This window comes from Hahella sp. CCB-MM4, assembly GCF_002260525.1.
Lineage (GTDB): Bacteria > Pseudomonadota > Gammaproteobacteria > Pseudomonadales > Oleiphilaceae > Hahella.
The window spans coordinates 42,767-69,626 of sequence record NZ_MRYI01000025.1 but is presented as its reverse complement, the minus strand read 5'-3'; the positions used below and the strand labels follow the sequence as shown (position 1 = coordinate 69,626).

Annotated in this window: 25 protein-coding genes and 1 pseudogene; 6 read left to right on the top strand and 20 right to left on the bottom strand. The window is 49.2% G+C overall.

What is annotated here, in order from left to right:
- Positions 1 to 152 (top strand): annotated as a pseudogene (locus BTA51_RS27100) (IS256 family transposase); the annotation flags it as partial.
- 632 nt (positions 153 to 784) lie between these two features.
- Here BTA51_RS27100 and BTA51_RS27095 read toward each other — a convergent pair.
- From BTA51_RS27095 to BTA51_RS27080, 4 genes are all read right to left on the bottom strand, one after another.
- The gene (locus BTA51_RS27095; protein ID WP_094712211.1) at positions 785 to 1,513 is read right to left on the bottom strand and encodes a hypothetical protein; all 729 of its coding nucleotides are present in this window, start codon (positions 1,511 to 1,513) and stop codon (positions 785 to 787) included.
- 67 nt (positions 1,514 to 1,580) lie between these two features.
- Complete coding sequence (locus BTA51_RS27090; protein WP_094712210.1) at positions 1,581 to 2,012, bottom strand: DUF3592 domain-containing protein; 432 nt, start codon at positions 2,010 to 2,012, stop codon at positions 1,581 to 1,583.
- A 115-nt stretch (positions 2,013 to 2,127) separates the two neighbouring features.
- Complete coding sequence (locus BTA51_RS27085) at positions 2,128 to 2,496, bottom strand: 1-deoxy-D-xylulose-5-phosphate synthase (protein WP_094712219.1); 369 nt, start codon at positions 2,494 to 2,496, stop codon at positions 2,128 to 2,130.
- A 9-nt stretch (positions 2,497 to 2,505) separates the two neighbouring features.
- Positions 2,506 to 2,844 (bottom strand): low molecular weight protein tyrosine phosphatase family protein, encoded by a 339-nt coding sequence (locus BTA51_RS27080; RefSeq protein ID WP_246841215.1) that lies wholly within the window; start codon positions 2,842 to 2,844, stop codon positions 2,506 to 2,508.
- Between the two features lie 206 nt (positions 2,845 to 3,050).
- Between BTA51_RS27080 and BTA51_RS27075 the strand changes: the two genes are divergently transcribed.
- Positions 3,051 to 4,157, top strand: coding sequence for an esterase-like activity of phytase family protein (locus tag BTA51_RS27075; protein ID WP_168188313.1), 1,107 nt, complete (start codon positions 3,051 to 3,053; stop codon positions 4,155 to 4,157).
- 160 nt (positions 4,158 to 4,317) lie between these two features.
- Here BTA51_RS27075 and BTA51_RS27070 read toward each other — a convergent pair whose 3' ends face one another.
- From BTA51_RS27070 to xdhA, 15 genes are all read right to left on the bottom strand, one after another.
- Positions 4,318 to 7,290 carry an EAL domain-containing protein gene (locus tag BTA51_RS27070; RefSeq protein WP_094712208.1) on the bottom strand — a complete coding sequence of 991 codons (2,973 nt, stop codon included), beginning with the start codon at positions 7,288 to 7,290 and terminating at the stop codon, positions 4,318 to 4,320.
- 255 nt (positions 7,291 to 7,545) lie between these two features.
- Positions 7,546 to 8,268, bottom strand: coding sequence for a riboflavin synthase subunit alpha (locus tag BTA51_RS27065; protein WP_094712207.1), 723 nt, complete (start codon positions 8,266 to 8,268; stop codon positions 7,546 to 7,548).
- Between the two features lie 125 nt (positions 8,269 to 8,393).
- Complete coding sequence (locus BTA51_RS27060; RefSeq protein ID WP_141215690.1) at positions 8,394 to 9,218, bottom strand: hypothetical protein; 825 nt, start codon at positions 9,216 to 9,218, stop codon at positions 8,394 to 8,396.
- A gap of 74 nt (positions 9,219 to 9,292) precedes the next feature.
- Positions 9,293 to 9,736 (bottom strand): HIT family protein, encoded by a 444-nt coding sequence (locus BTA51_RS27055; protein WP_094712205.1) that lies wholly within the window; start codon positions 9,734 to 9,736, stop codon positions 9,293 to 9,295.
- A 27-nt stretch (positions 9,737 to 9,763) separates the two neighbouring features.
- Positions 9,764 to 10,729 carry a ribonuclease Z gene (locus BTA51_RS27050; RefSeq protein WP_094712204.1) on the bottom strand — a complete coding sequence of 322 codons (966 nt, stop codon included), beginning with the start codon at positions 10,727 to 10,729 and terminating at the stop codon, positions 9,764 to 9,766.
- Complete coding sequence (locus BTA51_RS27045; RefSeq protein WP_094712203.1) at positions 10,729 to 11,019, bottom strand: hypothetical protein; 291 nt, start codon at positions 11,017 to 11,019, stop codon at positions 10,729 to 10,731. The genes BTA51_RS27050 and BTA51_RS27045 overlap by 1 nt, the downstream gene beginning before the upstream one ends.
- Positions 11,020 to 11,116: 97 nt before the next feature.
- The gene (locus tag BTA51_RS27040; RefSeq protein WP_094712202.1) at positions 11,117 to 12,313 is read right to left on the bottom strand and encodes a urate hydroxylase PuuD; all 1,197 of its coding nucleotides are present in this window, start codon (positions 12,311 to 12,313) and stop codon (positions 11,117 to 11,119) included.
- Positions 12,314 to 12,322: 9 nt separating this feature from the next.
- A complete protein-coding gene (gene guaD / locus BTA51_RS27035; RefSeq protein WP_094712201.1) occupies positions 12,323 to 13,630 on the bottom strand; it encodes a guanine deaminase in 1,308 nt (435 codons plus the stop codon).
- Complete coding sequence (locus BTA51_RS27030; protein WP_094712200.1) at positions 13,627 to 14,163, bottom strand: ureidoglycolate lyase; 537 nt, start codon at positions 14,161 to 14,163, stop codon at positions 13,627 to 13,629. Before BTA51_RS27030 ends, guaD begins: the two co-directional genes overlap by 4 nt.
- A 3-nt stretch (positions 14,164 to 14,166) precedes the next feature.
- Positions 14,167 to 14,508, bottom strand: a complete 342-nt coding sequence (gene uraH, locus BTA51_RS27025; RefSeq protein ID WP_094712199.1) for a hydroxyisourate hydrolase — start codon at positions 14,506 to 14,508, stop codon at positions 14,167 to 14,169.
- Positions 14,509 to 14,565: 57 nt separating this feature from the next.
- A complete protein-coding gene (uraD, locus tag BTA51_RS27020) occupies positions 14,566 to 15,111 on the bottom strand; it encodes a 2-oxo-4-hydroxy-4-carboxy-5-ureidoimidazoline decarboxylase (protein ID WP_246841214.1) in 546 nt (181 codons plus the stop codon).
- Entirely contained in the window at positions 15,104 to 16,111 is a 1,008-nt protein-coding gene (alc, locus tag BTA51_RS27015; RefSeq protein ID WP_094712198.1) for an allantoicase, read from the bottom strand. Before alc ends, uraD begins: the two co-directional genes overlap by 8 nt.
- Before the next feature lie 42 nt (positions 16,112 to 16,153).
- Entirely contained in the window at positions 16,154 to 17,077 is a 924-nt protein-coding gene (gene xdhC / locus BTA51_RS27010) for a xanthine dehydrogenase accessory protein XdhC (protein WP_094712197.1), read from the bottom strand.
- Entirely contained in the window at positions 17,074 to 19,476 is a 2,403-nt protein-coding gene (xdhB, locus tag BTA51_RS27005) for a xanthine dehydrogenase molybdopterin binding subunit (RefSeq protein ID WP_094712196.1), read from the bottom strand. Before xdhB ends, xdhC begins: the two co-directional genes overlap by 4 nt.
- Positions 19,469 to 20,974 (bottom strand): xanthine dehydrogenase small subunit, encoded by a 1,506-nt coding sequence (gene xdhA / locus BTA51_RS27000; protein WP_094712195.1) that lies wholly within the window; start codon positions 20,972 to 20,974, stop codon positions 19,469 to 19,471. Before xdhA ends, xdhB begins: the two co-directional genes overlap by 8 nt.
- A 643-nt stretch (positions 20,975 to 21,617) precedes the next feature.
- On the opposite strand from xdhA, the gene BTA51_RS26995 reads away from it, so the two are divergent.
- From BTA51_RS26995 to BTA51_RS26980, 4 genes are read left to right on the top strand one after another with little or no spacing between them, the layout of a single operon-like run.
- Entirely contained in the window at positions 21,618 to 23,162 is a 1,545-nt protein-coding gene (locus BTA51_RS26995; RefSeq protein ID WP_094712194.1) for an ABC transporter ATP-binding protein, read from the top strand.
- Positions 23,155 to 24,240: an ABC transporter permease gene (locus BTA51_RS26990; RefSeq protein WP_094712193.1), complete on the top strand. Its 1,086-nt coding sequence runs from the start codon at positions 23,155 to 23,157 to the stop codon at positions 24,238 to 24,240. The genes BTA51_RS26995 and BTA51_RS26990 overlap by 8 nt, the downstream gene beginning before the upstream one ends.
- An 11-nt stretch (positions 24,241 to 24,251) precedes the next feature.
- Entirely contained in the window at positions 24,252 to 25,178 is a 927-nt protein-coding gene (locus BTA51_RS26985; RefSeq protein ID WP_094712192.1) for an ABC transporter permease, read from the top strand.
- A 16-nt stretch (positions 25,179 to 25,194) separates the two neighbouring features.
- On the top strand, positions 25,195 to 25,908 hold the full coding sequence (locus tag BTA51_RS26980; protein ID WP_094712191.1) for a TetR/AcrR family transcriptional regulator: 714 nt from the start codon (positions 25,195 to 25,197) through the stop codon (positions 25,906 to 25,908).
- Here the strand turns inward: BTA51_RS26980 and BTA51_RS26975 are convergent.
- Positions 25,886 to 26,785, bottom strand: a complete 900-nt coding sequence (locus BTA51_RS26975; RefSeq protein WP_094712190.1) for an ABC transporter substrate-binding protein — start codon at positions 26,783 to 26,785, stop codon at positions 25,886 to 25,888. The two genes, BTA51_RS26980 and BTA51_RS26975, sit on opposite strands and share 23 nt — an antisense overlap.
- Between the last annotated feature and the right edge of the window lie 75 nt (positions 26,786 to 26,860).

Here is a 26,860-nt window from a genome sequence, read left to right as displayed (position 1 = left end):
TTGCCAATGAGAACAGTTTGCTGAAGCTGCTGTACGCTGGTATGTTGAATGCCACAGAACGGTGGACGCATCCGGTGCAGAACTGGAATCTCACGCTCTCGCAGCTATCGATTCACTTTGAAGGGCGGCTGGACGCTCATATCGATCTTTGACTTGGCTGACACAGAGTTTTGAACACCCTCCTCCTTGCCACGGAATAACTTGGTGGTTTGGAATTGGAATATGCCTTTCAATGAAGTCTAAGGACAACGACACAAGCTGATTTTCCGGGTGCAGATCCGCAAACTCCTCCCATACAGTTATCATCAATTCTTGCCGAATATTCCCCCCAGACCCCATTGTAAGCTTATACCTACCCAATCCACTTGTTATAAAAGAATTAGCTCCCAAACTAGGTTGATTATTGAACTTTAAGACCCAGAACCCCTCCTCTTTAAATGACCAAATATTCTGGTCTTCTTCCATTCCGAGCGTAGTATCAAGGTGTTCAGCAACGTCAGGGTCAAAATCATTCATGACAATGTCCTGTCTGTATGAAAATCTGTCATTTCAGTTGTATATGTCATTCCCAACTGGCGTTCCGAAACTATTTTTCAATTAGGATGATCTGCTCTCTACCTTATACTCCATTGAAGGAGCATTCCCAGAATCCTGATTTATTTCCCAGAACCCCTTCCTAAATACTCGATAAGATTAAATGACCGTACACACAATTCCTCCCACCGGGCTTTTTGGACATACCAAAGGAAAAGATCTCTTTAATTTTCTGAAAGCCTTGGATTATCTATATCCACACTCGTTTCGTTCTACCACTGAGTCCAAATTCCCTTTCCACACTACCTAGTAATCTTTCACGACGGCCAACAAGAGCCCTGTAGCTTCTCAAAAATACCGCTGAATCAACTCCCCAAGAGTACTTGCCTTTATTGACGATAACAGCGCCATTGGGAAATACCTGCTTTACAGGCCCATCAAAAGCAAACCCATCTGGGACATAAATCGCCTTATGTAAAACAGAACTATTCACTTCCATAAAGAATGGATTACTGGCATCGATAACCACCATATCCCTTTCCACACTAACTCGCTGTTTATTGTAGAAATCAACAATACCTAGTTCATTAGCTGCGTATGAAAGAAGTTTCTTAATCTCCGCTAACCCGAGCAACTGTACCCCTGCACCCAGTTCTCTATATTTTTGAAGCAAGAGATTTGCCTGGTGGGTAGAAACATCGTTTACCAATATTGTGTCAGCTCCGCCTCCCTTTACGGACTGCCAAGCATTATCCTTACCGTTAAAAAAAACGACTCCTCTATCTGGTTTTCCTTGCGATCCCTTTGTCATTAGCTGACCAGCACGTTCGCTGCTTTCTGGATATACCAATGGCTCACCACCATCGGGTAAATTCGGAACGCTGATAACAAAGCGTTTTGATCGATTTACAACCGTCAGAGCTCTCTTGAAGTCAACAGGCTCTACTTTCAATAATGGTAGGTTTTCAATCTTTTCCACGTAGTCTCCACTTCCGTTATCATATCGACGCGAAGCCAGATATTCCCCTGAAACATATTGGGCAATATCAACTTACAGCTATACCGACCAATGCGATCCCCAGAAATACTATTTCCAATAGAATATTCCCGGTATAACCCTTTCGCACAACAGATTGATTAGGATGTTTGGGGTTGACATAAATATCGATGGATCTCCCGACATGAATGCTCGATATTTTTCGTGTGGAGTCCCCATAATTTCTGGACCAGATATCACCATATGCATATCTCTTACCTGTATAAAGACTGCCGTTAAAGAAATATTCATACTTAATGGAAGGGCTACTTTCTTCAGTTCCGTCATTGTCCCGAACATTTACATAAACAGAGACAACTTTTGCAGGATGTTGCTTCCACTTTAGAGATGACCTGCCCCTTAGATAAAACCATATTTCATAAATTAGTACTCCGAAAATCAGTAACCAAACCAGGACTTTTTCTATAGCATCGAGATTCATGATAAGCCTTCAAGAGGTATAGCAGGAAAATTGGAAGTGGTTCATATTGAAGACACTGGGTATTAGCCAAACTTTGATTGTCGACCTTGCTCAATACCTACTGTTTTTGTTGAGCTTAACTGATGAGTTTTTTGTATTCGTCCTCAATATCCTTATCAACCACAACTCCTCGGTTTCCACCATACAAGCGATTATTCTCATCTTTTCGCGGGCCTGAGATCCAATATTCATCCAGACTATCAACCTCATAGTAATTAGCCTTGATACCGTTCCCCTTTAAGCTTTGAAACTTTAGCCCGCGATAATAGAGAGTCTTTCCCGTCTTGGAAAAATAGACTCTGCCTATTCTTGCTTCTCCCTCAAGACCACTCGATTTATTCTCAACATACATTATTCGCGAGCGTTCCACCTTATACTCCTTTGGAGGAGTAAATTCAGGGTCCGTCTCAATTCCCCAATATTGAATTTTTCTTTCGTTATCCATCCTGCCCATCTACTTCCCAAGAATTAACCCAACTCTTTCCTCGATCTCAGAGACCAATTCCGGGTCCATGTATTTATACTCATCAGGTATATCAAGAACATAAACCGGTTTGAATTCAAGCATTCTGCTAAATTCAGCGAACAACCTGTTCTTATGCTTCTTTTCCATCACAAAAATGATATCAGCCCAGCTTACATCATTTGAACTCACGGTCTTCCGTGCCTTCTGGCTTGTGCCCGCAGACCTGACATTAAAATTGGGGTCTTTCTTCCATATCTCTTCTGCTGTTGGACTACGCCACTGATTACGACTGCAGATGAATAGCAAGTTAGGAACCTTATTCATCATTTGAGTGTTTCATATCTATATTACCCAAGTACTCGCTCCGGAAGATTCAAAGTCAAGCTGCGAAAAGTACACATTTCACCGGCTCGTCACAACAAGTTCATTATTTCGACATCATCCTCATGCACCATTGAATGCTTATTGTCTTGAGTTCCAGTTCTGGTGTCTGGAAATAAATGTTCGCGATGTGTTTTTACGAGGTTTACCGTATGAAAAGGAAACAATGTACTTCATTGATGGCAGCGTTATTGTGCTCAACATCAGCACTAGCATATCCAGGCCACGGCCACGGAATTCGTCATCTTGAGTTTATCGGCGAAGCCACGTTCCCAACGGGTTATGTGTTTGACGGTGTCGAGTTGGGTGGACTCTCAGGAATTGATTACGATGCCTCCGCTGACTCATTTATCGCTATTTGCGATGACCGCGCCCAGATCGGGCCTGCCCGTTTCTACGAACTGACCATGGACTTGAGCGACGGCTATCTAGATGATGGAGATATTGTTTTTACCCATATGACTGAAATCCTGGATGCCGATGGCAGCTCCTTCGAAGCCGGAGCAATCGATCCTGAATCCATTCGAATTGCCCCCTTCCCCGGTCTTTTGTATTGGACCAGTGAAGGCGACGCTAACGCCGGATTAGCCCCCTTTGTTCGAGTCATGAACCGTCAAGGTCAGCCATTAGACGAGTTTGAATTGCCCGAAGCTTATCTGCCCAATGCAAACCATGGCATCCGCAATAATCTCGCTTTTGAAAGCCTGACCTTTTCCTTTAACCGTGAGTACTTATACACCGCCACCGAAAATGCCTTGGTGCAGGACGGCCCGGCGGCATCCATTGAATCTGGCAGCTCGTCACGCATACTGATGCTGGACCGGGATAACGGTAAAGCAAAAGGTGAATATATTTACAAAACCGATCCGGTAACCGATGCGCCAATACCTACCGGCTCTTTCTCCACCAATGGACTTGTGGAACTTCTATCAGTAGCGCCACACACCTTCATCGCTATGGAGCGATCCTTTTCTGTCGGTGTGGGTAATTCGATCAGGCTCTACCTGACCACCACTTTGGGAGCCTCGAATGTGAAAGGCCTGGACTCGATTGAAGATGCCCGCCGGGTGCGCAGCATGAAGAAAAGACTTTTGCTGAACCTGGCCGACTTGGGTCTGCCTCTGGATAACATTGAAGGCATCAGCTTCGGCCCTACCTTGCCCAGCGGAGAACGTACGTTGATTCTGGTATCTGACAATAACTTTAACTCAGGTGGGCAATTTACACAGTTCCTGGCTTTTAAAATTGGCAGGTATTGATCCTCTTTAACAGACCAGGTAACTCTATGTCTCACCCGCGTCCCTGCGAAAAGACGCGGGTCACCATTCTCGATTGGTATTAAACTACAGAAAACACTTGCTTCGGATCAGCTGTTTTTAGCTAACACACGTGACTAAAAACTCGCGATTGAAATACGTTTTATACAACCGTCTCCCCACGCCGCTCATACTGTCCATCCAACAACTCTGTAATCTCCTTGAATGGAAGCGCCTTACTGAATAACCAACCCTGTAATAAATCACAATTCTGCTCCACAAGGATGGCATTCTGCTCTTCCGTCTCCACTCCCTCGGCAACCACCGTCATACCTAACTCATGAGCCATAGCAATTGTGGCCGAGACAAGTTTTCGGTCGGCTTCTTCCGTAGGCAGGTCGCTGATGAATTCTCTATCGATTTTCAGAGTGTCGAATTTGTATTTGCGCAGGTAACTCAGCGAAGAATATCCGGTCCCGAAGTCATCCATAGCCAGAGAAACTCCCATAGCTTCGAGCTTTTTCAGTTTTTCTTCAATGTTGGGATAACCCGACAACAGAACACCTTCGGTGATCTCAAATTCTACGGTTTTACTGTTTAGTCCATAGTTCAGAATAAACGACTCAATGGAAGGTATAAGATCATCTGACCGGAACTGGACCGGAGACAGATTTATTGCCACGGAAAAGTCATATGCATATCGCTTACGCCACGATGACAGAGCCGCAAGCGATTCTTTCAGGACAAAAAGCCCGATCTCTTCAATCTGCCCGTTCCTCTCGGCCACCGGAATAAACTCCGCTGGGGAAACCAACCCCAGCTCGTCACTCTGCCAGCGCAGTAAGGCCTCGAAACTGACAACCCTGCGGGACTTCGGCAATACTTTTGGCTGGTAATATACTTCGAACTCATTGCGTTCCAATGCACCATGTATATGCCGCTCCAGCTCCAGTTTTCGGGACACTTTGCGAATCAGGCTTTCTGTATAAAAGGCATAGCGTCCCGGCATTTGCTCTTTGGCATGATGAGTAGCGGTATCAGCGTGCTTTAGAAGCATTTCAGCAGTATCACCATCGTCAGGAAACAACGAAATACCGATACTGGCGGTGAGAGAGACATCCTGGGCCGATGTGCTGAAACTACGGCGGGTACAGGCTATGATCTGCTCCGCCAGCGCTGCGGAATCCGAAGCATCAGCGACTTGACTGTGAATCACCAGAAATTGATCGCCACCGAGTCTGCCAATGTTTTGAATGTCCGGCAATGACGCTTTCAAGCGTGCAGAAAACGCCTTCAATATCACATCACCTGCCTGGTGACCGAAGGCATCGTTTATCTTTTTAAAGTCATCGATATCTATCGAGATCAACGCTACCCGATCCCGGTTTCGGCGGGCATCCCCGATGTTTTGGGTGAGTCTGTCAAGGATGAGAAATCGATTGGGCAAGTCCGTCAATTGATCATAGTTGGCTGAATAAACCAATTGCGAAGTCCGGAGCCGGACCTTGCGATTCAGCAGAATATTCCATAGCACGACAACCGATACGATAATTGAGAAACCAATGGCAACTTCCCATACCAGGGTGTAATTGATGGCGGTGTCATACTCAAGAGACAGCCACTTCTCCGAAATTAGCTTTCGTCGTCTTGGGCTGATACTGTCCACCCCCTTTTGCAGAATAGAAGCCAGCTCCGGCCAGTCTTTCCTTACCGCAAAATGCAGATTTTGCACTTCGGTCGATACTGGCGCAGCAATTTTCAAGTTGGCCAGACTTAGTTTCCTGATCCAATAGGTAGCCGATGCCACATTCCCCACAAAGGCGTCCGCTTCACCTCCGGAGACCGCCAGCAGGGACTCCTGCAGGGTGTCATATAATAAGGGGGGGATATCTGTGTTTTCACTTAAATAGCCGTGATGTGAGGTATTCGCCTGGACGGCCACGGAAAGCTCTTGCAGATCCTGAAGGCCCGCAATGAAAGGAGTATCGTTCCGAGTGACGATGACCCGGTGAAAGCTGATATAGGGCTCTGTGTAAACGAGGTACTGTTGGCGTTCAGCGGTGACTCCCACAGCAGGAAGCACATCAATTTCGCCATTTTTGACACCGGCAATGACTTCTTTCCACGAAAGCCCACCGACAACTTCCATTTTCAGATTAAGACGCTGACTAAGCAGTTTGATGTAGTCCGAAGCCATACCCTGGTAATTACCTTCCTCCATATACTCAAAAGGAGCAAATTCAGGGTCCACTCCCAATCGTATAGTCCGGTGATCCTTTATCCACTGCTCTTCAGCTTCAGTAAGATCTATATCAACCAGGTTTTCCAAGTAGTCCACTGGCAGCCACTTGGCCCGTATACGCTGCAGCTCGGCTTCCGGTATGGATTCCAGTGCCTTGTTGAGCATAGAAGCGAGTTCAGGCCAGTCTTTTCTGACAGCAATGCTCTCATTGGAACTACGTTTATCGTAGATTGCGGCATATTTGAGATTGGTAAGAAAATATTTGTTGCGGTAATAATGGCCTGCTCCAAGGAAGGTTATCGCCGCATCCGCCTTGCCAACCGATACCGCATTCAAGGCATCCAACATTGTGTCGACATGAAAGGGCGTAATGGAAGGATATTCGTCGAGGATTTGTTTCTCATACTGATAACCCTTTACCAGAGCGATCGTTCTGCCTGCAACATCTTCACGCTGATTAATGCCGCTATCGTCTTCCTGGGTGACCACCACTAGGGATTTGAAGATATATGGCTTCGTAAAAGTAAACCATTGGTGTCGCTCGTCTCGATCCACCATGGTCGCTACCATGTCCACCTGCCCCTGTTGTGCGGCGGGATAGAGTGTTTTCCATTGATATTCTGGATGAATCTGAAATGTTATGCCGATTCTATCGGCGACCATTTTCATGAGATCAACTGAAAATCCTTCCAGTTGACCATCGTCATTCAGAAAGCTGTAGGGAGGAAAATAACCATCGTAAGCTATGGAAACAATAGGGTGAGCGGACAGCCAGCGTAGCTCGGCTGGAGTCAAATCCAGTCTCGAGCTGTTTCCTGCCATGACAGGAGGAGCCATTAATATCAGAGTGGCGAACATTACCCTCAAGCAAAGGCTAAATACCGTATTCCACATAGAGATACGCCCCAATTTCCTTGTCGCTATCTAATTACGAGGATTGAGTACTACACAGTCTTCAGCTTACCGTCCTGAATCCGTCTTGGATTTCATTTGTTCTTCCCCTGGATTCCTTTCCCATATCAATTGGGCAGGGCCATGTGAGGCAAGAGAGATGGATATGTATTAGTTTAAATATAGACCACAAAAATAGGCTGCTCTATATTAGCTGTCCTATATAGATAGAAGAGTCATTAACCCCTACGATGATGGCTAAGTCTTGTCAGCTGCGGTAGGCAATAGCCTTGAGTCCGCGCCGAGTGAGTGAACATCGACCCCCTGTTCTTCGAGCAAACGTTCAAACAGAGGAAACAATGCTCCCAAATTTTCCTCCAGAGTATCCCTCACCGTATCGACTACCACCTGGGTACCACGTTCAATTTCCACATTGATCTGGCTGCCAACCCCCTTTGATTCAAAAACCGTCATTCGTCGGGTTTCAGGAATCAACCATACTTCGAACCAACCTTCTTGTTTGTTAACTTCGGCAATCGTCAAGCTGGCACCGTTAAGGGCGATGTATCCTTTGGGAAATACATAGCGCTTCCAATTGCCTTCCAGGGCCAGCCTTAAGCAATAGTTATCCTCGACCTGGTTTATGGAGAGGAGCGAGGTTTTAAAATCCACATGTCCCGATAATGGATGCCCTCCAATTTCAGCCCCGTCTTTGGCAGCCCGTTCTGCATTCACCTGAGTCTCAGGCGGGTATTCGCTCAGAGTTGTAATCAAGAGACTCTGCAGCATGACATCAAACTTAACCCGCATATCAGACAACAATTCCGTAACCGTCAGGCAGACACCATCAATTGCGACACTTGCTCCAATTTCCAAGTCTCGACAGAACCCATCAGGGAATTCAATTTCGAAGGTACGAATGCCACTCTTATCGTTGACTTCCACAATCCTGGCAACACATTGCACGATACCGGTAAACATCAGATTCTCCTTTCTATTCAGATCCTTTTATATTTCAGATCGGCCTTATTTCAGATCTCTATTTATTTCAGATCCTTATCTATTCTGCCTGATCTTTTCACACCAATTACCTTGCATACCGAGCATTATATTGGCTGTATCGTAATCCCCAGCCGGGCTTCACAACACCGCTCCAGGTTTCCGTAATAGGACACCGTGTCCTTGAAGAACACCTTGGGAAGTACACCATACCTTTTGAGAGATTCAGCCACCCACGTCAATCCAACTTCTTCAGCGCGCATGTAGGCTTTCATACCTTTCTCAATGCGTTCGTCTTTTGAGCTAAAATCCTTAAATCTTAAGCAATTGCCACAGCCAAAATAGGCAAAATCGATTCGTGGACGAAGGGCAAGGTATTTAATGACAGGCCAATGAAAGCTTTGGTAGGCAGCCTCCACCAGTGGCACCACAATATTCTCCTGTTCCCACAGAAAGAATTCATGAAACAAATTCCATCGACGGTCCTTGCTGAACGCCGAACGGCTCTCATAGGAGTGATGGCACGCAACCAAAGCATCGATTAACGCCGGGCTGAATCCAAAACCGGCCCTGCTTTCAGGTGCAGCACGATAGATTTTTGTGTAGTAGTAAAGCGCGTAGGCCTCTGCGCAGACTTTTCGATTGATGTCCCGAAATCTGTCCGCAAAGAGATTAAGTGAAGCCAGTTTTTCCTGACGGAGTCCTTTACTGGCGCAAAACTGCAGGGACAGTATATTCCCCGTCAGCATTCCCTTTCGAAAGTATCCCGATGCCCATAGCGCCCCATGAGCAGCAATCAGCGGAAACACATTTCTTCCGCCGGAATCTTCGTACATGTGATAGTAGACACTTGCCCGTTGAGCCAGATCATTAAGTTCTCCGGCCAACAAATATCCCTTTTTCCTTAGTTTTTCATAAACTTCCAGTGCCATCTTGGCTAACCAACCCTGATTCATGCCTTACTTAGGGAGGCCGGAATGGAATCCAACCTCCTTCAACACCGAGATTATGGTTTTAATATGTTTTTTATCTCAGCCGCGGCATTTAACGCTATCCGGGAGGATTTTTCCAGACACTGATTTTCACAGTACTCTCTATTGATATACAGCATCACATCATTTCCATCCGGCTCATTACTGTAATAATGATGTGAAGCAATTTCAGACAAGACCCAATCATGGACAGGGATAACATGGAAATGACAATCAAAGCCCTTTGAAAAGCCTAGTTTGCACACTAGAACCTTGTACGGTTGATAAACCAACCTGACAGAGCGTTCCACTTCGGCCAATACAGGCCCAAGTTGCGCCAGTGATTCCTGGTTCAGCTCCCAAATGTCACTGACCCGCTGTCTGGATGCAACCATCAAGTAGCCGGGATAAATCGATCCCACACGATGATTGACGACCCAATGCTCTCTTTCCATGACAATCAGCTCAGGCGGTATCATGCTTTATCCTATTGTGCTCTTAATGAGCTATTTCGTCCTTACTAAAAGGCCGTCTTTCTTAAGCTCATAACATTCAAGGTCATTTGCCAAAAACAGGTTTCCGGAATAGATGGATCTGGCTTCTTCTTCAATGTCATTTATAGAGTGACCAGGGTCGCCGTTCACAACATACCTGGGGCTGAAATGGGTCAGCACCAGATTTGGTAGATGACAGGTTTCAGCAAACTCGGCAACTATCTTTGCAGAACTGTGTTGAGGGCCGGAACCGACTTTATCAAGGTGTTCCTGTGTGTAGGTGGATTCATGCACCAATACACTTGCCTGCCCAGCAACTCGGGATAGCAACTCGGGGGCATCATTGTCTCCGGAAACAATTATTCTTCGAGGAGTCTCCGGTGGTAACAGATAATCTTCCGCGATCACTTTTCTGCCATCATCCAAGACTACATCCTCGCCACATTGAATCTTGCCCCAAGTGGGTCCAGCCGGAATTCCGTCAGACTTCAGTTTTTCCTGGTTCAGTTTTCCAGGTGTCGTCTCTTCTGTAAACGAATAGGCATACGAAGGGACACGGTGGGAAAGTCGGACAGCATCAACCTCAAACTCCGCAACTTGAAAGGCATCGGACAGGCCTTCCACATCAACAAACTTAATATCAAAGCCCAACCATAAATCCGTAGTTTTCATCACGGCCTCAATATATTGCTGAATCTTCTTAGGCCCAACCAACCATAATGCTTTGTCCCTGCCCTGCATCGCTGCGCTGGCTAGTAAACCCGGCAAACCATAACAATGATCCCCGTGAATATGGGTAATAAAAATGGCCTGAAGATTCTTTAACGTCAGGTTTGTTTCAAGCAATTGATGCTGAGTACCCTCACCACAATCAACCAGGCACCAGGCTTTTGAGTTGGCTTTTCTGATTGCTAACCCTGAGACATTACGTTGTTTTGTGGGGGTGCCGGACGATGTTCCGAGAAAAAGTATTTCCATTATTCTTCAATCATTTTGCGCCAGTGAATATTAGTGTTTTTATATTGAGCTGGAATGTGAGCTTTCGCCTCCTCTATAGACCTGTAGACTGAGTCCTGTTCAGTCTCCCAATCGGCATCACAGCTAAAACGATACACATTACCAGATTTTTTATATTGGCAAATTGCCAACCCAAATATTTCTGCGACAATATTGCCCGAGTCATCAGGAATCCATCCAAAGGGAATATCTCCCGACAAAGCCCATTCGACAACAATAGCGCCGTCTATCTTTCGAGGAGGCTGTTTCATAAAAGAACACCTGAGAACCTTCACTGTAAAGGTAATATTCAGAAAGTTAAAAGTCTCGGATCTTAAAGCTCATACTTCTTCAGATCCGGACTTTAAGTTACTGACCTTTTTTTCCTTTCTCCGACAACCAGCCAACAATTGCAGCACGTTCTTCATCCGTCATACCGGAGCGGTTCGCCAATGGCATATATCCAGTTTCAACAACGCCTTTGATTCGGGCATATCCGGCACTTTCGACCTGCTCAAGTGTATCCAGAGTTAAGCCAGCAGGTGGGGCCGTAAATAGTTCATCCGTAGGGTTGGCCGAATGACAGGTAACGCAGCGTGACTGGAAGATGGCTATTGCTTTGGTGTCTGTAAAACTCTCATCCGCAGGCTTGATAGGAGCCTTTGTCGGCGCAATAGCGGCTGCGACACCAGCCAGTAGAATTGCACCGATCACCAGGATAATAGGTTTGTTCACACCTTTATGCCTAAGATTGAAAAAGTGTCTGGCGAAGGCAGCGATACCTCCTATGGCAACCAGCAATGCCCAGCCATACTCGTGGGCGTACACCATCGGATAATGGTTGCTGATCATGATGAACAATACGGGTAGCGTCAGGTAATTGTTATGAGTTGAACGCAATTTAGCGAACTCTCCCAATGCCGGGTCCGGACTCTCACCTTTCTCGACCGCGCTGACCAGTCCCCTTTGCGCCGGCATAATGCCGAACAACACGTTCCCCGCCATGATAGAGCCCATTAATGCTCCCACATGGATATAGGCGCCCCGTGCAGAAAACAGTAAATTGGCCACATAGCTGGAAACAGCAAGCACAATAAAGAGCACGATGCCGAAGGCTAGGCCATTGTAACGTAACGGAGTTCGTAACAGGCCTTCGTAGATAATGAATCCAGCAGCCAGAAACCCTAATCCGGCTCCAATGGCCTCGGGAACAGAAAGCGCAAGCGTTGTCGCATCAATCAGGTAACGATCCGCGCCCAGATAATAGACAATCCACAGGAGTACAAAGCCGGTCAACCATGTGGTGTAAGCTTCCCATTTGAACCAGTGCAGATGCTCGGGCATCTTCTCCGGCCCCAGACGGTACTTGGCCACCTCGTAAAATCCACCGCCATGGATGGCCCAAAGGTCACCTTTAATTCCCTTGTCCTTTTTCCACTGGGGCGGTTCTTCCAGGCTGTTATCCAGCCATACGAAATAAAAGCTTGCCCCGATCCAGGCAATCCCGGTGATGACATGAAACCATCGAAAGAATAGCGAGAACCAGTCGGTCAGATACGCTTCCATTAGTCCCCCTTAGTCATTCTGGCTTCGTTGATACAAACATTGTCCGGCAACCCAGGTTTCTGCGACGCTGCGATCATCCCCCAGAATCATCAGGGCAAAGAGTCTTTCCTCCAGGTTTTTGCACTTGGACAAACGACGCTTTATCAACGGTGTGGCCGCATAATCCAATACGATAAAATCTGCCTCCCGTTCAGGCTGCAGGCTACCTATCAGATGGTCCAGTTTCAGTGCCCTGGCTCCTCCCAGTGTGGCCAGATAGAACGCCTTCAGCGGTGACAACTTGTATTGACGCATTTGTGCGACTTTATAGGCTTCATTCAGTGTCTGTAGCATCGAAAAGCTGGTACCACCACCAACATCCGTCCCCATGCTGTAGGTCACCTGCTCCTTCTCCAACTGAGCCAGATCCAGCAAGCCGCTGCCTAGAAACAGATTGGATGTCGGACAAAATGAAATACTGGACTCCGTTTCCCTGAGCCTTGCATGCTCTCTTTCACAAAGATGAATCCCATGGGCAAACACGCTACGTCCAGACAACAATCCATTTTGATCGTACACATCCAGATAATCACAAGCGCCGGGAAATAACTTCTGCACAAAATCCACTTCATCGGTATTTTCCGACAAGTGCGTCTGCATAAAGACCCCGGGATACTCTTTCAGCAGTTGCCCCGCTTTCTGCAATTGCTCGTCGGATGAGGTGATGGCAAACCGAGGAGTCACCGCATACAACTGTCTGCCACGCCCATGCCACTGCTCAATCAAGGCCTTACTATCCTGGTAGCTTGCTTCGGCGGTGTCACAGAGAAAATCCGGGGCATGACGGTCCATCATGACCTTTCCGCAAATCATTCGGGTATTACGCAGTTCTGAAGCCTCAAAAAATGCTTCAACAGACTGGGGATGTACTGTGCCGAACACCAGAGCAGTCGTCGTGCCGGCTTTGATTAACTCATCCAGGAAAAAGTCTGCCGTTTCCCTTGCATGCTGCGGATCAGAAAATTGGCGCTCGGTAGGAAAGGTATAGTTATTCAACCACTCCAGCAATTGCTCGCCATAAGAAGCCAGAACATCCACCTGTGGATAGTGGATATGGGTATCAATAAATCCCGGCATGATCAGCTTGTTCTGATACTCCAACACCACCGTGTCAGCAGAAACGGAGGACAACAGATCCTCTGCAGGACCGACAGCTTTAATTTTATCTCCCTCCACCACCAGGATACCGTCATGAAAATGCACATATCCCTGCTCTCCGGACTTGTCCGGGTCATCCATAAAACTGAGTATTTCGCCCCTCAGTACAGTTAAACTCATGACGTTGCTGCCTCATTCATATCGATGGATATTTCCAACGATTCATCAAAGTAATGTTCTATACAATTGCTTCCCGGCCCTTTGCGGTCGACGACCAGGAAATCACAGGTTTTATTCAATCCCAATACCGGGTGATGCCAGGTGTTCCGGGCATAATTCACGCCTTGGTCCTGCCTGGCGAAAAACAATCGAAGCGATTCCGGATCCGGGATATTGTCAGATTCCCCGGCTTTGGGTAACGCCACCAATACCAAATAGGGCTCGCCGGAAAGCGGGATAAACGCCTGACTTCCGAGGGGATGCCGTTCCACCATTTTTATTGGCATTGGAAGATCTCTCGGACGGGCACGAAAGAGATTCATCACACCATAGTCATCGGGGCCTGAAAGCTCTACCGGCGCTAACGAGTCATAGCGAAGAGTGTTTCCGTCGTTAATCAACAGAGGTTGCTGATCGGAAATCTCCAGCACCTGACCAAACGGCGAAAAAGCCTCTGCAGTTAACGGCTCAGGCTTCAAACTCAAAACAGCCATACATCAACTACCGCGGTAGGTTGAAAAACCATGTGCTGCAAGCAGCAAAGGTACATGGTAGTGCTGATCGGAATGTTCGATACGAAAATCGATTTGCACTTCAGGGTAAAAGCAACGCTCGCCTTTAGCGGCATAGTAAGCATCGGTATCGAAACGGATACGATAGGTACCAGCTACTCGGGGTTGCCCATCCAGCCAATCAGCGATACGTCCATCGTCGTTGGTCACACCATCGGCGATGGCTACCCACTCGCTCTGCTCCTTGCGATATAACTGAACCGGAACGCCTTTTGCCGGACGTCCGGCCTGGGTATCCAGAACATGCGTTGTTATCGGGCTTGCCATTTTTTATTCCTCACCTAATTACTATTTCTTACCAAGCTGCTGTTTCTTGCCTGTTTGTTAACCCTGGTCTGGCTGACGTTCAAACAACTTCCTTAACCGAATCGCCGTAATTTTTCCTTGTTCTTCAGCGCCAATCCGCAGCTCTGTTTGCCGGTCATTGGCCAGGCGTTGCTGCAGGATTGCCAGCATTTCCCCGGCGCTCTTACCCGTGGCGCAGACAATGAAAATAAATCCATTGCGTGCTTCATATTCGTCATTTGCTGCTTTAAGCGCTTGCAATACGTCCTCAGAAGCCTGCTTCACCGCCCCCTGCTCAGCGCCAGCCAGACCGGCTGTGTGGGCATATTTGGCACGTAGACTGTTCACATCACCAATTTTGGGGTGTCCGGAAAAGGCCTCAAGCACATCATCCTGTTCCATTGTCCCCCAAATCTCGTCTGCCGCCTTCAGCATCTGCTCGAGCGAAGAGTATGGCCTCCGGGAGGCTATCTCCCGGCACCAGCGCATTGCGGTACAGCATGTTTCCATCATGGCAACTGCTTCGGCTTCATCGAGTTGATTGAAGCGCTCCAGGCCTTCATTCATATCGAAACGGCTATCCACGCAAACACCACACCCTCAGTCTGCTGACTCCCCCGTCGGGGAATATCTTCAGACGCACATGGCTGACAACCTCAGCGCTATTCTGGATTTCATTCATAAATCGATGCTGACGATCAGCACTGAGAGGGATTCTGTCGATCACCGGCATCCAGTTAAGTTGATCCACATTTGTCTCTGAGACTTCGACATCGGCTTCCAGCCTGACCGCCTCCAATGAGAATGAAGCCGGATAATTCCCTTTGAAATGAGCCGTATCCACTTCCACCTTGGCGATGCGTCCCAGATCCCCCAGTTTCAGCACCAGCCAGTCACAGTCACGCCCTCCACGACGGCGTTTGGTTTCCCATCCATCTCCCATGTCCTTACCCCTACCCGGCATCAGTAGATTCTCCATAGGGCTGAAAAACATATCCGAGCACAGCAAGGGGCGACCGCCGTTCACGATCGCCGCCAGATCAATCGGTTCTCCAGGCAGGTACCAGTCCCAGTCCGGCGTCACTTCGCCATAAACTTTCAGCCGCGCAACACCACCGTCAGGGAAAATATTCAGACGAATGTGCGTCCAGGTCGCATCATCGGATACGTCCAGCAAGTTATGGCTTCCGGGTTCCACTTCTGTACGAGGCAGGATTTCCATCCATTGGGTATTCTCGTCCGGATCCTGTTGCAACCTGCAGGCTTCTACTGACACTGACTTGGGAGCGTTGCCAAGGAAAAAGCTGGTATCCACATCCAGCCCCCGAATCACCCCGGGCATCCCCAGTTTAATCACACACCAATCGTATCCGGAATCACGGCGGCGACGGGATTCCCAGCCATCCATCCACTTTCCGCGATGGGTGTATTTGTCTTCAATAAATACCGCAGGTTTAGGACTGAGAAGATTCTCCATCTCCGCGAAAAAATCGTCACTGCAACTCAATGCCTGCCCACCCAGCCGGCTGCTGGCCAAGTCAGTGAAACGAGAGGAAAACCGGTTATATTCGATTTTGTTTGCCATGGTTGTTCGGCCTTAATAAATAATGAAACCTGGATATATGCGTTAGCTTTTGTCTTTCAGAGACAGGCTGATCGCGCCCTTATGAGGAGTGGCCTGATCACCCAGGGTGGACTTAAGTTCTTTCCATCCCAGCCCGCGCCGGACCGGTCTTTCCCGGTTCTGATGCTCAACCGCAATGAGCTGTCCTGCTATAGAAACGGCGACCTCCATCGGTAACTTGCCCGGCACCTCAGAGAGTCCCACCGGACTGACAATACGGTCGATCTGTTCCTGAGTGAAATCATTCCGGGCCAGACGTTTACGGAATCGCTCTGACTTGGTTTGAGAGCCGATCATTCCTATATACCGGAGGCTTCCGTGGTTGAGAGCCGCCTGACATAACTCAAAGTCCAGTTGATGGTTATGTGTCAGGATCAGCACATCAGTGTCCGGTGCCAAGTCGGAGACCACATCGACAGGATCATCAGTGACAAGTGCAGTGATATTCCCTTCCTTGTCTCCTCCTCGGCTTTCGCTTCCTGCGTTAGCAAGCAGCTCCGGGGGAAACTGTTCTGCACGAGAGTCCACCCACAATACTTTGCAAGGCAATCCCTGAAGGATCGTCATCAGCGCCTCGGCTACATGACCGGCTCCGAATACGGTAACTCTGAAAGGACAGGCAGCCATCGCTTCCAGCAAGACCGTTGTACTGCCGCCGCAACATTGGGCCAGCCCGGCCGCCAGAGGAAAGTGTTGAATCACCTGGGCAGCGTTTCCCTTTATGAGCAGCTCACGAGCCTTTTGAGTGACCGCAAACTCAAGCTGACCTCCACCGATGGTGTCATAAGTCTGCTGCTCCGTGATCACCATCTTGCTGCTGGGTTCCCGGGGCGTAGAGCCGCTGCATCCCAGCACCGTGGCAATGACATACGCATCTCCACTTTTCTGGCAGGCATGAATGGCTTCACTCCAATTGAGTTCGCTCATTTGGCACCTTCTTCGATCTTGGCCTTTTGCTGGGCCAGATGCTGCCGGGTGGCGGTTACGGCGGATAACACTCTTTCAGGAGTCGCCGGGGGATCGAGGGGTGGCGCGTATCGATAATCCGCCAGACTGGCGACAGCATTTCGAATAGCTGACCACACGGAGATAGCCAACATAAAGGGCGGTTCACCCACCGCTTTGGACCTGTAGATGGTGGCCTCAGGGTTAGGGTGGTTATTAACCAGCGTGACCCGAAAGTCTTCCGGAATATCCCCCGCTGTTGGAATCTTATAGTTGGCCGGACTGTTGGAGATTAAGTGGCCCGCGTCATCCCACTGCAATTCTTCCGTAGTCAGCCATCCCATTCCCTGAACAAAACCACCTTCAATCTGGCCGATGTCGATTGCCGGGTTCAGGGAACTTCCTACATCGTGAAGAATATCCACCCGCAATACTTTGTATTCCCCCGTCAAAGTATCCACGATGACTTCAGAAACAGCCGCTCCGTTGGCGTAATAGAAAAACGGACGCCCTTTACCGGTTTCTCGGTCGTAATGAATCTTGGGCGTTTTATAGAAACCGGTGGACGATAGCGATATCCGGTTCATATATGCCAGTTGCACGAAATCAGCAAAGGAAACCCACAATTCTCCAGACTCATCTGCCTGAGAAGATCCTGTGATCACCACATGGTTGTTTTCGAATCGAACCTGATCCTCATTAACGCCATAGTGGCCTGCAGCAAATTCCAGCAGTCGAGCTTTGATAGTCAGGCAGGCGTCCCGTGCAGCCATGCCGTTCAAGTCAGAGCCGGAAGAGGCAGCCGTCGGCGAGGTGTTGGGAACCTTATCTGTCCGTGTGGCAGATACGGCAATTCGATCCAGGTCGACCTGGAATTCTTCTGCAACAACCTGGGCCACCTTGGTAAATAGTCCCTGCCCCATTTCTGTACCACCATGGTTCAAATGGAGGCTGCCATCAGTGTATATATGCAGAAGTGCCCCGGCCTGATTCAAGTGTTGGACAGTAAATGAAATGCCAAACATCACCGGCGTCAGGGCCAGACCCTTTTTCAAGAATGGACTGGTCTGGTTAAAAGCAATGATGTCCTTCCGCCGCGCCTGGTAGTCTGATTCATCCTCCAGCTGAGACATCATCTCACCGAGCATGAGGTCTTCCACCAACTGACCATAATGCGTGGTATTCCGCTCATCCTTACCGAACAGATTCTGCTTACGCACTTCCAATGGATCTATCCCCAGGTGATAGGCGATATCTTCGACCATCTGCTCACCGATCATCATTCCCTGAGGGCCACCAAAGCCGCGAAATGCGGTATTCGATACCGTATGAGTTTTGCAGCGATAGCCGGTTACATTCGCCTCTCCCAGAAAATAGGCATTGCAGGCATGAAACATGGCGCGGTCAACAATTGCATCTGACAGGTCTGGTGAGTTTCCGCATTTACCGCTGACATTAATCCGAGTGCCCAGAATCCGTCCGCTCTCATCAAAACCGACTTCGTAGGAGTTCAGAAAGTCGTGACGCTTACCGGTCATGACCATGTCATCCTGTCGGGACATGCGATACTTCACTGGCCGGCCGGTTCGACTGGCCAGGATAGACGCGATACAGGCAACGGGTGCTGCCTGGGTTTCCTTGCCTCCGAAACCACCTCCCATCCGTCTGACTTCCACCTGGACCTGATTGATCGAAAGCCCAAGTACTTCCGCCACCAGCTTTTGAACCTCTGTAGGATGCTGGGATGAGGTGTACACCATCATGCCACCATCTTCCGTGGGCACGACCATACTGGCCTGTCCTTCCAGATAGAAATGCTCCTGGCCTTTTACGTACTGCCGGCCACTTAAACGAAATGGTGCTGCTTGAATTGCGCTATCAGCATCGCCGCTGATTTGCGAGTGCGGAGGACGGACAAAAAATTCATCTTTCAGACCATCGCTGACATCCAGAACTGCGGGAAGTTCTTCATATTCGATTCGCGCCAGCTTAACGGCCTGCTTGGCGGCTTCAAAAGAGGTGGCGGCTACGGCGAATATTGGCTGCCCGATATATTCGCATTCCCGTTCGACCAGCACGGGATCCCCGGGAAATACCGGTCCGATATCCAAATGACCGGGAACATCACCAGCGGTTATTACATCCACCACTCCTGGGGCGGATAACACTCGGGATAAATCCATGGAAACGATACGGGCATGAGGATAAGCACTCCCCCCCACCGCAGTATGAAGAACACCCTGAATCTCCGGAAGATCATCAACATATTGGGCTTTGCCGGTCACGTGCTTGACGGCACTTTCATGCTCTGAATTCTGCCCGACACGGCCTTTCACCGGACGAACCCGGCGCAGCTCCGGCGTATCCACTAATTTACGCATGAGCCTTACCCTCCCCGGAGAAATCGCCATGTATATTTTCTATACGATTCAACTGCCCGGGAGACATCAATTCCCAGCCGCATTTCTGTAGAAGATTGGCTGCCACCTGCAACCGGTATTCACGGCTGGCACGCACATCCGTCAGCGGAGCAAAGTCGTTTTTCACCTGCTCACCAGCCCGCTCAAAGGTCTGCTGTGACAGGGCATTTCCGCGTAACGCCACTTCAACATTCGGGGCACGTGCAGGTATGGCTGCCATACCGCCAAATGCCACCCGGATATCCTTAATGGTTGTCTGGTCATGCTTGGTCCAGACAGCCATCAGCACTGCGGAAATGTCGTCCTCAAGACGCTTAGAAATCTTATAGACCTTGAGGCTTTCCTCTTCACCAAGCTTAGGAATGCGGATACGACGAATGTACTCGCCAGGTTGTAATTCTGTTTGTTTATATCCAATAAAGAATTTTTCCAGAGGCAACCAGCGTTCTTCCCCCTGGCCGTTTACCAACTGAACTTCAGCCCCTAACGCCAATAGAACCGGCGGCGTATCGCCTATCGGTGAGGCATTTCCAATATTGCCCCCCAAGGTACCCTGGTTGCGAATCTGACGAGACCCCAGTCGCTTCAAGAGCCCACCAAACTCGGGATAGTGTTTTTCCAGCAGGGGCTCCAGTTGGGTATAAGTTACCGCCGCTCCAATTTCATATGACTGGTCTGTCTCAGTAATTGTTCGCAGGGAAGCGATATCTCCGAGATAGGCTGTATTGCCCAAGGATTTGAATTGCTGTGTGACCTCAAGAGACAAGTCCGTTGCACCAGCGACCAGCCTAATATTGGGGTCCTGAGCAAGCAGTCCTTGCAACTCCTTCTCTGTTTTAGGGACATAGGGAAAGGATGTTCCCTCAGTAGCAGAAGGGCTATTTACCTCTGCAGACGCGTTCTTTGCCGGTGGACACCATATATCCACATGGTTGTCAGGCATACTGAGCATTTTCTCGCCGGCATCAACGATGGGGCGATACCCTGTACAACGACAGAGATTCCCGGCCAACGCTTCTACGATTTCCTGTCGGTCAGCTTTTTTTTTGCCCTCAACAGAAGTTTGATGATGCAAACCAGCCAGGGACATGACAAAACCCGGCGTGCAAAATCCGCACTGGGAAGCATGACATTCCACCATGGCTTTCTGTGCCGGATGCAGATCACTGCCGTCAGCCAGAGCTTCTACGGTCAGTATCGCTTTCCCATTTAATTGAGAGAGCAGTGTGATACAACTATTGGCACTCTCATACGTCCACTCACCGTCTCCGCCATCCGGAGCATAGCCGAGCAACACAGTACAAGCCCCACAATCGCCGGAAGCACAGCCTTCCTTCGTCCCTGTCAGTCCCTGCACCGTACGCAGGTATCGTAGTAAGGTCATCGACGGATCCACATCGAGTTCCTGTTTCCATACACCGTTTAAACAAAATGAGATCACAGGCAACCTTTCTTTCATCTATTATTAGAAGCAGACATTTACTATGACCATATTAATGCCGGTAGCTATGTCGTGCAGTTATGCCATCCTGGTATTCCGGACAATCGTGGTATTCCAGTCAATGTGTACCTTGGGCACGTTATCCCGTCTTGCCGAATTGTTGATGCGACCGGTAATTTAATTGTGCGACCTGTCGCGCCATTAACGTAATTAAGTATAGCCTTTATCTGGATGGCATTGATGATATCAGCATCAAGCAATTTTCTGACCATTCAGACAACTTTTCAACTCCTCAAATATATGACACATAAGATTGTTTTGTTATACAAAATATATCTCTATGTTTTAAAAAGAATAATAAATAGCTTTTCATGTGATTGATTAACGCATAGTCTTTTATTTGCAATCAAATATTTTTTGACCAGTTGATCAGCTCGCACCAATGTGAAACCTAAAAGGGCTTTTTTGCCCATGTTTGGCGCAATCATTTCATCGCTGATAACGGGTTAATTTCCATCAAGTCATACCAGTGCTTGAGCAATAACAACAAGAAAATCAGCGAGGTACCCAATCCCACAATGCAATTCATTTTCACTTACGCGATAATTGGCTCGCTCATTGCTTTGAGCAATTCTTGTCTAACTGGTCAGGTTTATTTGAAATGAAGAACAGGCTGGAACTACTGGGGATTACCAAGCGTTACCCGGGATGTATCGCCAATCAATCAATAAAACTCAGTGTGGGAGAGGGAGAAATCCACGCATTATTGGGAGAAAACGGGGCTGGGAAGAGCACCCTGATGAAGATCATCTATGGCGTGGTAAAAGCCGATGAAGGCGAAATGATCTGGGAAGGTCATCAAGTCGATATACAGGGGCCGTCCCATGCGCGCCAATTGGGAATCGGCATGGTGTTCCAACATTTTTCCCTGTTCGAAACCCTGACCGTGGCGGAAAATATTGCCCTAAGCCTGCCAAAGGAAAAGACCGGTTCCCTGAACGAACTGAAACAAAAGATCGTCGATGTATCCCAGCGCTATGGTATGAAGCTGGATCCGGACCGATACGTCCATACCCTGTCTATCGGTGAGCAGCAGAGAGTTGAAATTGTCCGCTGTCTGCTCCAGGACCTGAAACTCCTGATTCTCGATGAACCGACTTCGGTTCTGACTCCCCAGGAGGTCAACAAGCTTTTCGAAACTCTCCAGCAATTATCTGCCGAGGGGTGCAGCATTCTGTTTATCTCCCACAAGCTGGATGAAGTTCGCGCACTCTGCCACAACGCCACGATTCTCAGGGCCGGCAAAGTATCCGGTGACTGTGATCCTCAACAGACCACCACGGAAGAGATCGCACGTCTAATGGTGGGGGACGACACGCCATTCGACAAACAATTCACTAAAGTGGAAGGCAGCACACCTTGCCTGGAAGTGAACCGACTGACCTTCAAATCAGAAGATCCGTTCTCCACCCCTATCCGAGACATTTCATTTACCGTCAGGTCCGGCGAGATTCTGGGCATTGCAGGGGTCGCCGGAAACGGGCAGGAAGAGTTGCTAAGGCTGATCAGCGGTGAAGAACAATGTAAGTCCGAGGCAGTAGTCCTAAACAGCAAACCCATTGGCAAACTTCATCCTGACCAGCGACGCAAACTTGGCATCGGTGTCGTACCGGAAGAGCGACTCGGACGCGGTGCCGTTCCCAACCACTCACTCGCGCAGAATACCTTACTCACAGGATTCCTCAGCGGACTGTCCCGGTTTGGCTGGATCCACTATCACAAGGTCAGGGAACTGGCCGACAAAATCATCTCGGAATTCAAGGTTAAATCCGACGGTGCAGGCGCACAGGCTAAAAGCCTGTCCGGGGGTAACCTGCAGAAATTCATTATCGGCCGGGAAATTCTCCAGCACCCTTATTTGCTGGTGTGCTCCCATCCCACCTGGGGCGTCGATGTGGGCGCGGCCCTGGTTATTCACGAGGCTTTGATCCGGCTACGAGATCAGGGCGGCGCGATTCTGGTGTTATCAGAGGATATAGAAGAGTTGTACAAGATCTGCGATCGCATAGGAGCTATCTGTGATGGCCGCCTGTCACCTATCCACCCCACTGATCAGGTATCTATCGAGCTGCTGGGTCAGTGGATGACGGGGGAATTCGATTCCTCGTCTTCACCTGCCGAAATGCAGGAGACTTCCTATGCTTAGACTGGAAAAACGCCCATCCGACTCTCGCTTGATGGCCTATCTTTCGCCTGTCATGGCAATCCTACTGACATTGTTCAGCGGCGCTTTACTGTTCGCATTTCTTGGGCAGTCTCCCACTCATGCTCTCTACACCTTTTTTGTCAGTCCATTGTCGGATCTCTATGGCTGGTCGGAGCTTGGAGTTAAAGTCGCCCCCCTGATGCTGTGCGCACTTGGGTTGACGCTATGTTTCCGGGCCAAGGTCTGGAATATCGGCGCAGAAGGTCAGTTTATTATCGGCGGCCTCGGCGGTGGTTACCTGGCATTACAGATGGGTGATATTGAATCCGCCTGGGTTCTGCCGGCGGTCATCCTGTTTGGCGCCCTATGCGGATTGGGCTGGGCGGCCGTAGCAGCCCTTCTGAAAACCCGTTTCAATTGCAATGAAGTTCTGACCACGATCATGCTGAACTATATCGCATTGAACGCGCTGCTGTACGCAGTTCATGGCCCACTAAAAGATCCTGAGGGCTTTAACTTTCCTGAATCCGCCCTCTTCTCAGACTACGCCACCCTGCCCTCCATGTTTGAGGACTACCGTGTCAGCATCAGTCTTGGCTTCGCCCTGATATTATTGGCCGTGATCTGGACGTTGCTATCACGCACGATGATTGGCTTCCAGATCAGTGTATTGGGAGAGGACGCCAAAGCCGCCCAGTTCGCCGGGTTCCGGGCCAAGCGTCTGGTCTGGTTGACACTTCTGCTCTGTGGCGCCCTGGCCGGGTTTGCAGGTGTATCGGAAGTGACCGGTCAAATCGGACAGCTCACTCCCTACATTTCCCCCGGATATGGTTACAGCGCCATCATCGTCGTCTTCCTCGGCCGCATGCACCCGGTCGGAATTCTCCTGGGTAGCATGCTGCTCGGTCTGACATTTCTGGGAGGCGAAATGGTGCAGATGGAAATGTCCATGCCCAAATCCATTACCGGCCTGTTTCAGGGCATGTTGTTGTTTTATCTGTTGGCCTGCGATCTGTTTATCGGCTATCGCATCAAGTTGAAATCCAGTGCCGCAAAAGCGGTTACCGCAGGTTCCTGAGGAGTTTCCACGTGGATGTAGATCTGATTACCAATATTCTTTTTGCCACCTTACGTACAGGAACCCCACTGATACTGATTGCCCTGGGTGAGATGGTGTGTGAGAAATCCGGTGTATTGAACCTGGGCCAGGAAGGGATGCTGCTCATGGGCGCGGTTGTCGGCTTCATGTTCACGGTGATTACCGGCAACACCTGGGTTGGACTCGGGGCTGCGATGATCGCCGGGATGGCCATGTCAGGACTGTTTGCCCTGCTGGCCATTACGCTGGTCGCCAATCAAGTGGCAACAGGATTGGCACTCACCATTTTCGGAATCGGCCTGTCTGCTTTTCTCGGCACAAATTATGTCGGTATGGGTATCGAAGGTATTGGCCCATGGGAACTACCACTGCTGAGTGATATCCCCATCATTGGCAAAGTGCTGTTTTCCCATGACCCTCTGGTATATCTGTCTTGGGTTTTATTCGCGCTGATCTACTGGACCTTCCGCAAAACCCGTGTCGGCCTGATCATTCGTGCGGTGGGAGAAAACCCGGAGAGCGCCAACGCGATTGGTATGCCGGTGATGAAAGTCCGCTACGCTGCTGTGCTCTTCGGCGGCCTTATGACGGGCCTTGCCGGAGGATATCTGTCTCTCTCTTACACTCCTCTCTGGACGGAGGGTATGTCCGCCGGCCGTGGGTGGATCGCCCTGGCGCTGGTGGTATTTGCCAGCTGGAAAGCCGAACGGGTGATGCTGGGTGCCTATCTGTTCGGACTGGCCAGTATCATGCACTTGATACTCCAGGGGCTTGGATTTGATATCTCCCCCAACCTGCTGGCCATGTTGCCTTATGCCGCCACAATTGTGGTGCTGATGGTCATCGCCAGTGATGCCATGCGCTCCAAACTCAACACCCCGCTGGCACTCGGCCAGCCCTACCGTCCTCAGTTATAGGCGAGAGGGCTGCCTGATGGGTGCGAATGCAGGTTCAATAGTCGATAACGCAGGACGACACAAGGGAGCGAAAGCCGTGAAAGAATCGGAACCCCATAAAGACAGTATCCGATCCCAGAACGAACGCAAGATTCTGCGTGCCGCAGAACTGGAATTTGTCCGCCACGGCTATAAAGGCACCAGCATGCAGGCAATCGCCGATCGGGCAGATCTGCCAAAGGCGAACATCCACTATTACTTCAAGAGTAAAGCCAAACTCTACAGCTGCATGCTGGAAAATATTACTGAACTCTGGAACTCGACTCTGGCGGAGATTTCAGAAGGCGACAATCCAGCCCAGGTACTCACCCGTTACATCAGAACCAAAGTGGAAATGTCCATGACCTATCCGGAAGCCTCCAAGATATACGCCATGGAAATCATTCAGGGAGCTCCCCACCTGCACGACCATCTACGCAAACGTACCAGGCAGTGGATGCGGGAAAAGGTCAGAATTATTGAGAGCTGGATTGTCCAGGGCAAAATGAACCCGGTCGACCCCACTCATCTGATATTTCTGATCTGGTCATCGACCCAACATTATGCCGACTTCAATACCCAGGTACTGACTATCACCAATCAGTTGGAATACGAACAAGAAGACATCGACCAGATCACCCGCTTTTTATGCGAAGTTATTCTCGGCGGCTGCGGACTCCAGCCCGATCTTACAGTGCTGGGGTCTTGCTAAACAGGGAGACATCCCACCATAGATCAGGTTCATCAAGGGGTGTTTCCGGTGTTAATCCTGGATTACTCAGGCGAAGCACCCGACGCTTCTCCAATTGCATATCCTGCAAAGCCTTTCGATGGGCGGGGTGTTCCCGAAACAACCGATCAAACTCACCGTTGGCAATCAATTCCCGCAGACCTTTCTCCAGCCGTTCTGCCAGCACTTTGTTGTCCTTGTTGACAAAGAAATAGATCGGCGCAGGATAGGTCAAAAGCAAATGGGGCTCGGCTATCAGATTATGGTAAGGGGTGGCCTCCAACTCTCCGTATATTTCCAGCACGCCTCTGGGAAAGTAATCAAACCTCCCCTGGCTGATCTGTTTAAACATCTCACTGTATTGCGGAATGGTCCGAACCGGTAATTTGTTGGCACTGAGAATTTTGGTATCCGGCCAGTCATGTCCCTGGAGAGCCGTCAGCTTCCTCAAGTCATCCAGGGACTCCACCGAGCTGAACTTATCCCGCCGATCATCCCTGATGATAAACAGCCTGACTCCCAGCAATCCTTTCATCAGCGGTATTCGAATGGGCTTTACTTTTTCTTCCCGCTCACTGGACGTCATCGACCAGGCAACATCGAACTCCCGTTGATTTTCCAGCAGCCAGAACACCCGGCTTTGATAGACGAACTCGTTACTTTCAGACAGCTCATAAGGGCCATACTCTTCCTTCGTTATCTCCATAGCAGCCTGCAATAGAGACACAAAGTAAGAGTTGCGGATATCTTCGTTTGATTGAGGTTTGAGATGCCTGATTCTGAGAGGCTCGGCGGCGACTACACAGGATGCCGATGTGATAAGGGTCCCCAACAATATGGAAACGATCCAGTGCCGCATTCAGTTCATCCCTCCAGAGCCCTTTACATGTATCTGAGTGTAGAACAAACCGGCCGTTTCATCCTGTCGAAAAAA

What these genes read in the sequence shown, in the direction of transcription:
- BTA51_RS27090 (WP_094712210.1), bottom strand. Translation starts at nt 2,012, where the DNA reads ATGAATCTCGATGCTATAGAAAAAGTCCTGGTTTGGTTACTGATTTTC.
- BTA51_RS27085 (WP_094712219.1), bottom strand. Translation starts at nt 2,496, where the DNA reads ATGGATAACGAAAGAAAAATTCAATATTGGGGAATTGAGACGGACCCT.
- BTA51_RS27080 (WP_246841215.1), bottom strand. Translation starts at nt 2,844, where the DNA reads ATGATGAATAAGGTTCCTAACTTGCTATTCATCTGCAGTCGTAATCAG.
- BTA51_RS27075 (WP_168188313.1), top strand. Translation starts at nt 3,051, where the DNA reads ATGAAAAGGAAACAATGTACTTCATTGATGGCAGCGTTATTGTGCTCA.
- BTA51_RS27070 (WP_094712208.1), bottom strand. Translation starts at nt 7,290, where the DNA reads ATGTGGAATACGGTATTTAGCCTTTGCTTGAGGGTAATGTTCGCCACT.
- BTA51_RS27065 (WP_094712207.1), bottom strand. Translation starts at nt 8,268, where the DNA reads ATGTTTACCGGTATCGTGCAATGTGTTGCCAGGATTGTGGAAGTCAAC.
- BTA51_RS27060 (WP_141215690.1), bottom strand. Translation starts at nt 9,218, where the DNA reads ATGGCACTGGAAGTTTATGAAAAACTAAGGAAAAAGGGATATTTGTTG.
- BTA51_RS27055 (WP_094712205.1), bottom strand. Translation starts at nt 9,736, where the DNA reads ATGATACCGCCTGAGCTGATTGTCATGGAAAGAGAGCATTGGGTCGTC.
- BTA51_RS27050 (WP_094712204.1), bottom strand. Translation starts at nt 10,729, where the DNA reads ATGGAAATACTTTTTCTCGGAACATCGTCCGGCACCCCCACAAAACAA.
- BTA51_RS27045 (WP_094712203.1), bottom strand. Translation starts at nt 11,019, where the DNA reads ATGAAACAGCCTCCTCGAAAGATAGACGGCGCTATTGTTGTCGAATGG.
- BTA51_RS27040 (WP_094712202.1), bottom strand. Translation starts at nt 12,313, where the DNA reads ATGGAAGCGTATCTGACCGACTGGTTCTCGCTATTCTTTCGATGGTTT.
- guaD (WP_094712201.1), bottom strand. Translation starts at nt 13,630, where the DNA reads ATGAGTTTAACTGTACTGAGGGGCGAAATACTCAGTTTTATGGATGAC.
- BTA51_RS27030 (WP_094712200.1), bottom strand. Translation starts at nt 14,163, where the DNA reads ATGGCTGTTTTGAGTTTGAAGCCTGAGCCGTTAACTGCAGAGGCTTTT.
- uraH (WP_094712199.1), bottom strand. Translation starts at nt 14,508, where the DNA reads ATGGCAAGCCCGATAACAACGCATGTTCTGGATACCCAGGCCGGACGT.
- alc (WP_094712198.1), bottom strand. Translation starts at nt 16,111, where the DNA reads ATGGCAAACAAAATCGAATATAACCGGTTTTCCTCTCGTTTCACTGAC.
- xdhC (WP_094712197.1), bottom strand. Translation starts at nt 17,077, where the DNA reads ATGAGCGAACTCAATTGGAGTGAAGCCATTCATGCCTGCCAGAAAAGT.
- xdhB (WP_094712196.1), bottom strand. Translation starts at nt 19,476, where the DNA reads ATGCGTAAATTAGTGGATACGCCGGAGCTGCGCCGGGTTCGTCCGGTG.
- xdhA (WP_094712195.1), bottom strand. Translation starts at nt 20,974, where the DNA reads ATGAAAGAAAGGTTGCCTGTGATCTCATTTTGTTTAAACGGTGTATGG.
- BTA51_RS26995 (WP_094712194.1), top strand. Translation starts at nt 21,618, where the DNA reads ATGAAGAACAGGCTGGAACTACTGGGGATTACCAAGCGTTACCCGGGA.
- BTA51_RS26990 (WP_094712193.1), top strand. Translation starts at nt 23,155, where the DNA reads ATGCTTAGACTGGAAAAACGCCCATCCGACTCTCGCTTGATGGCCTAT.
- BTA51_RS26980 (WP_094712191.1), top strand. Translation starts at nt 25,195, where the DNA reads ATGGGTGCGAATGCAGGTTCAATAGTCGATAACGCAGGACGACACAAG.
- BTA51_RS26975 (WP_094712190.1), bottom strand. Translation starts at nt 26,785, where the DNA reads ATGCGGCACTGGATCGTTTCCATATTGTTGGGGACCCTTATCACATCG.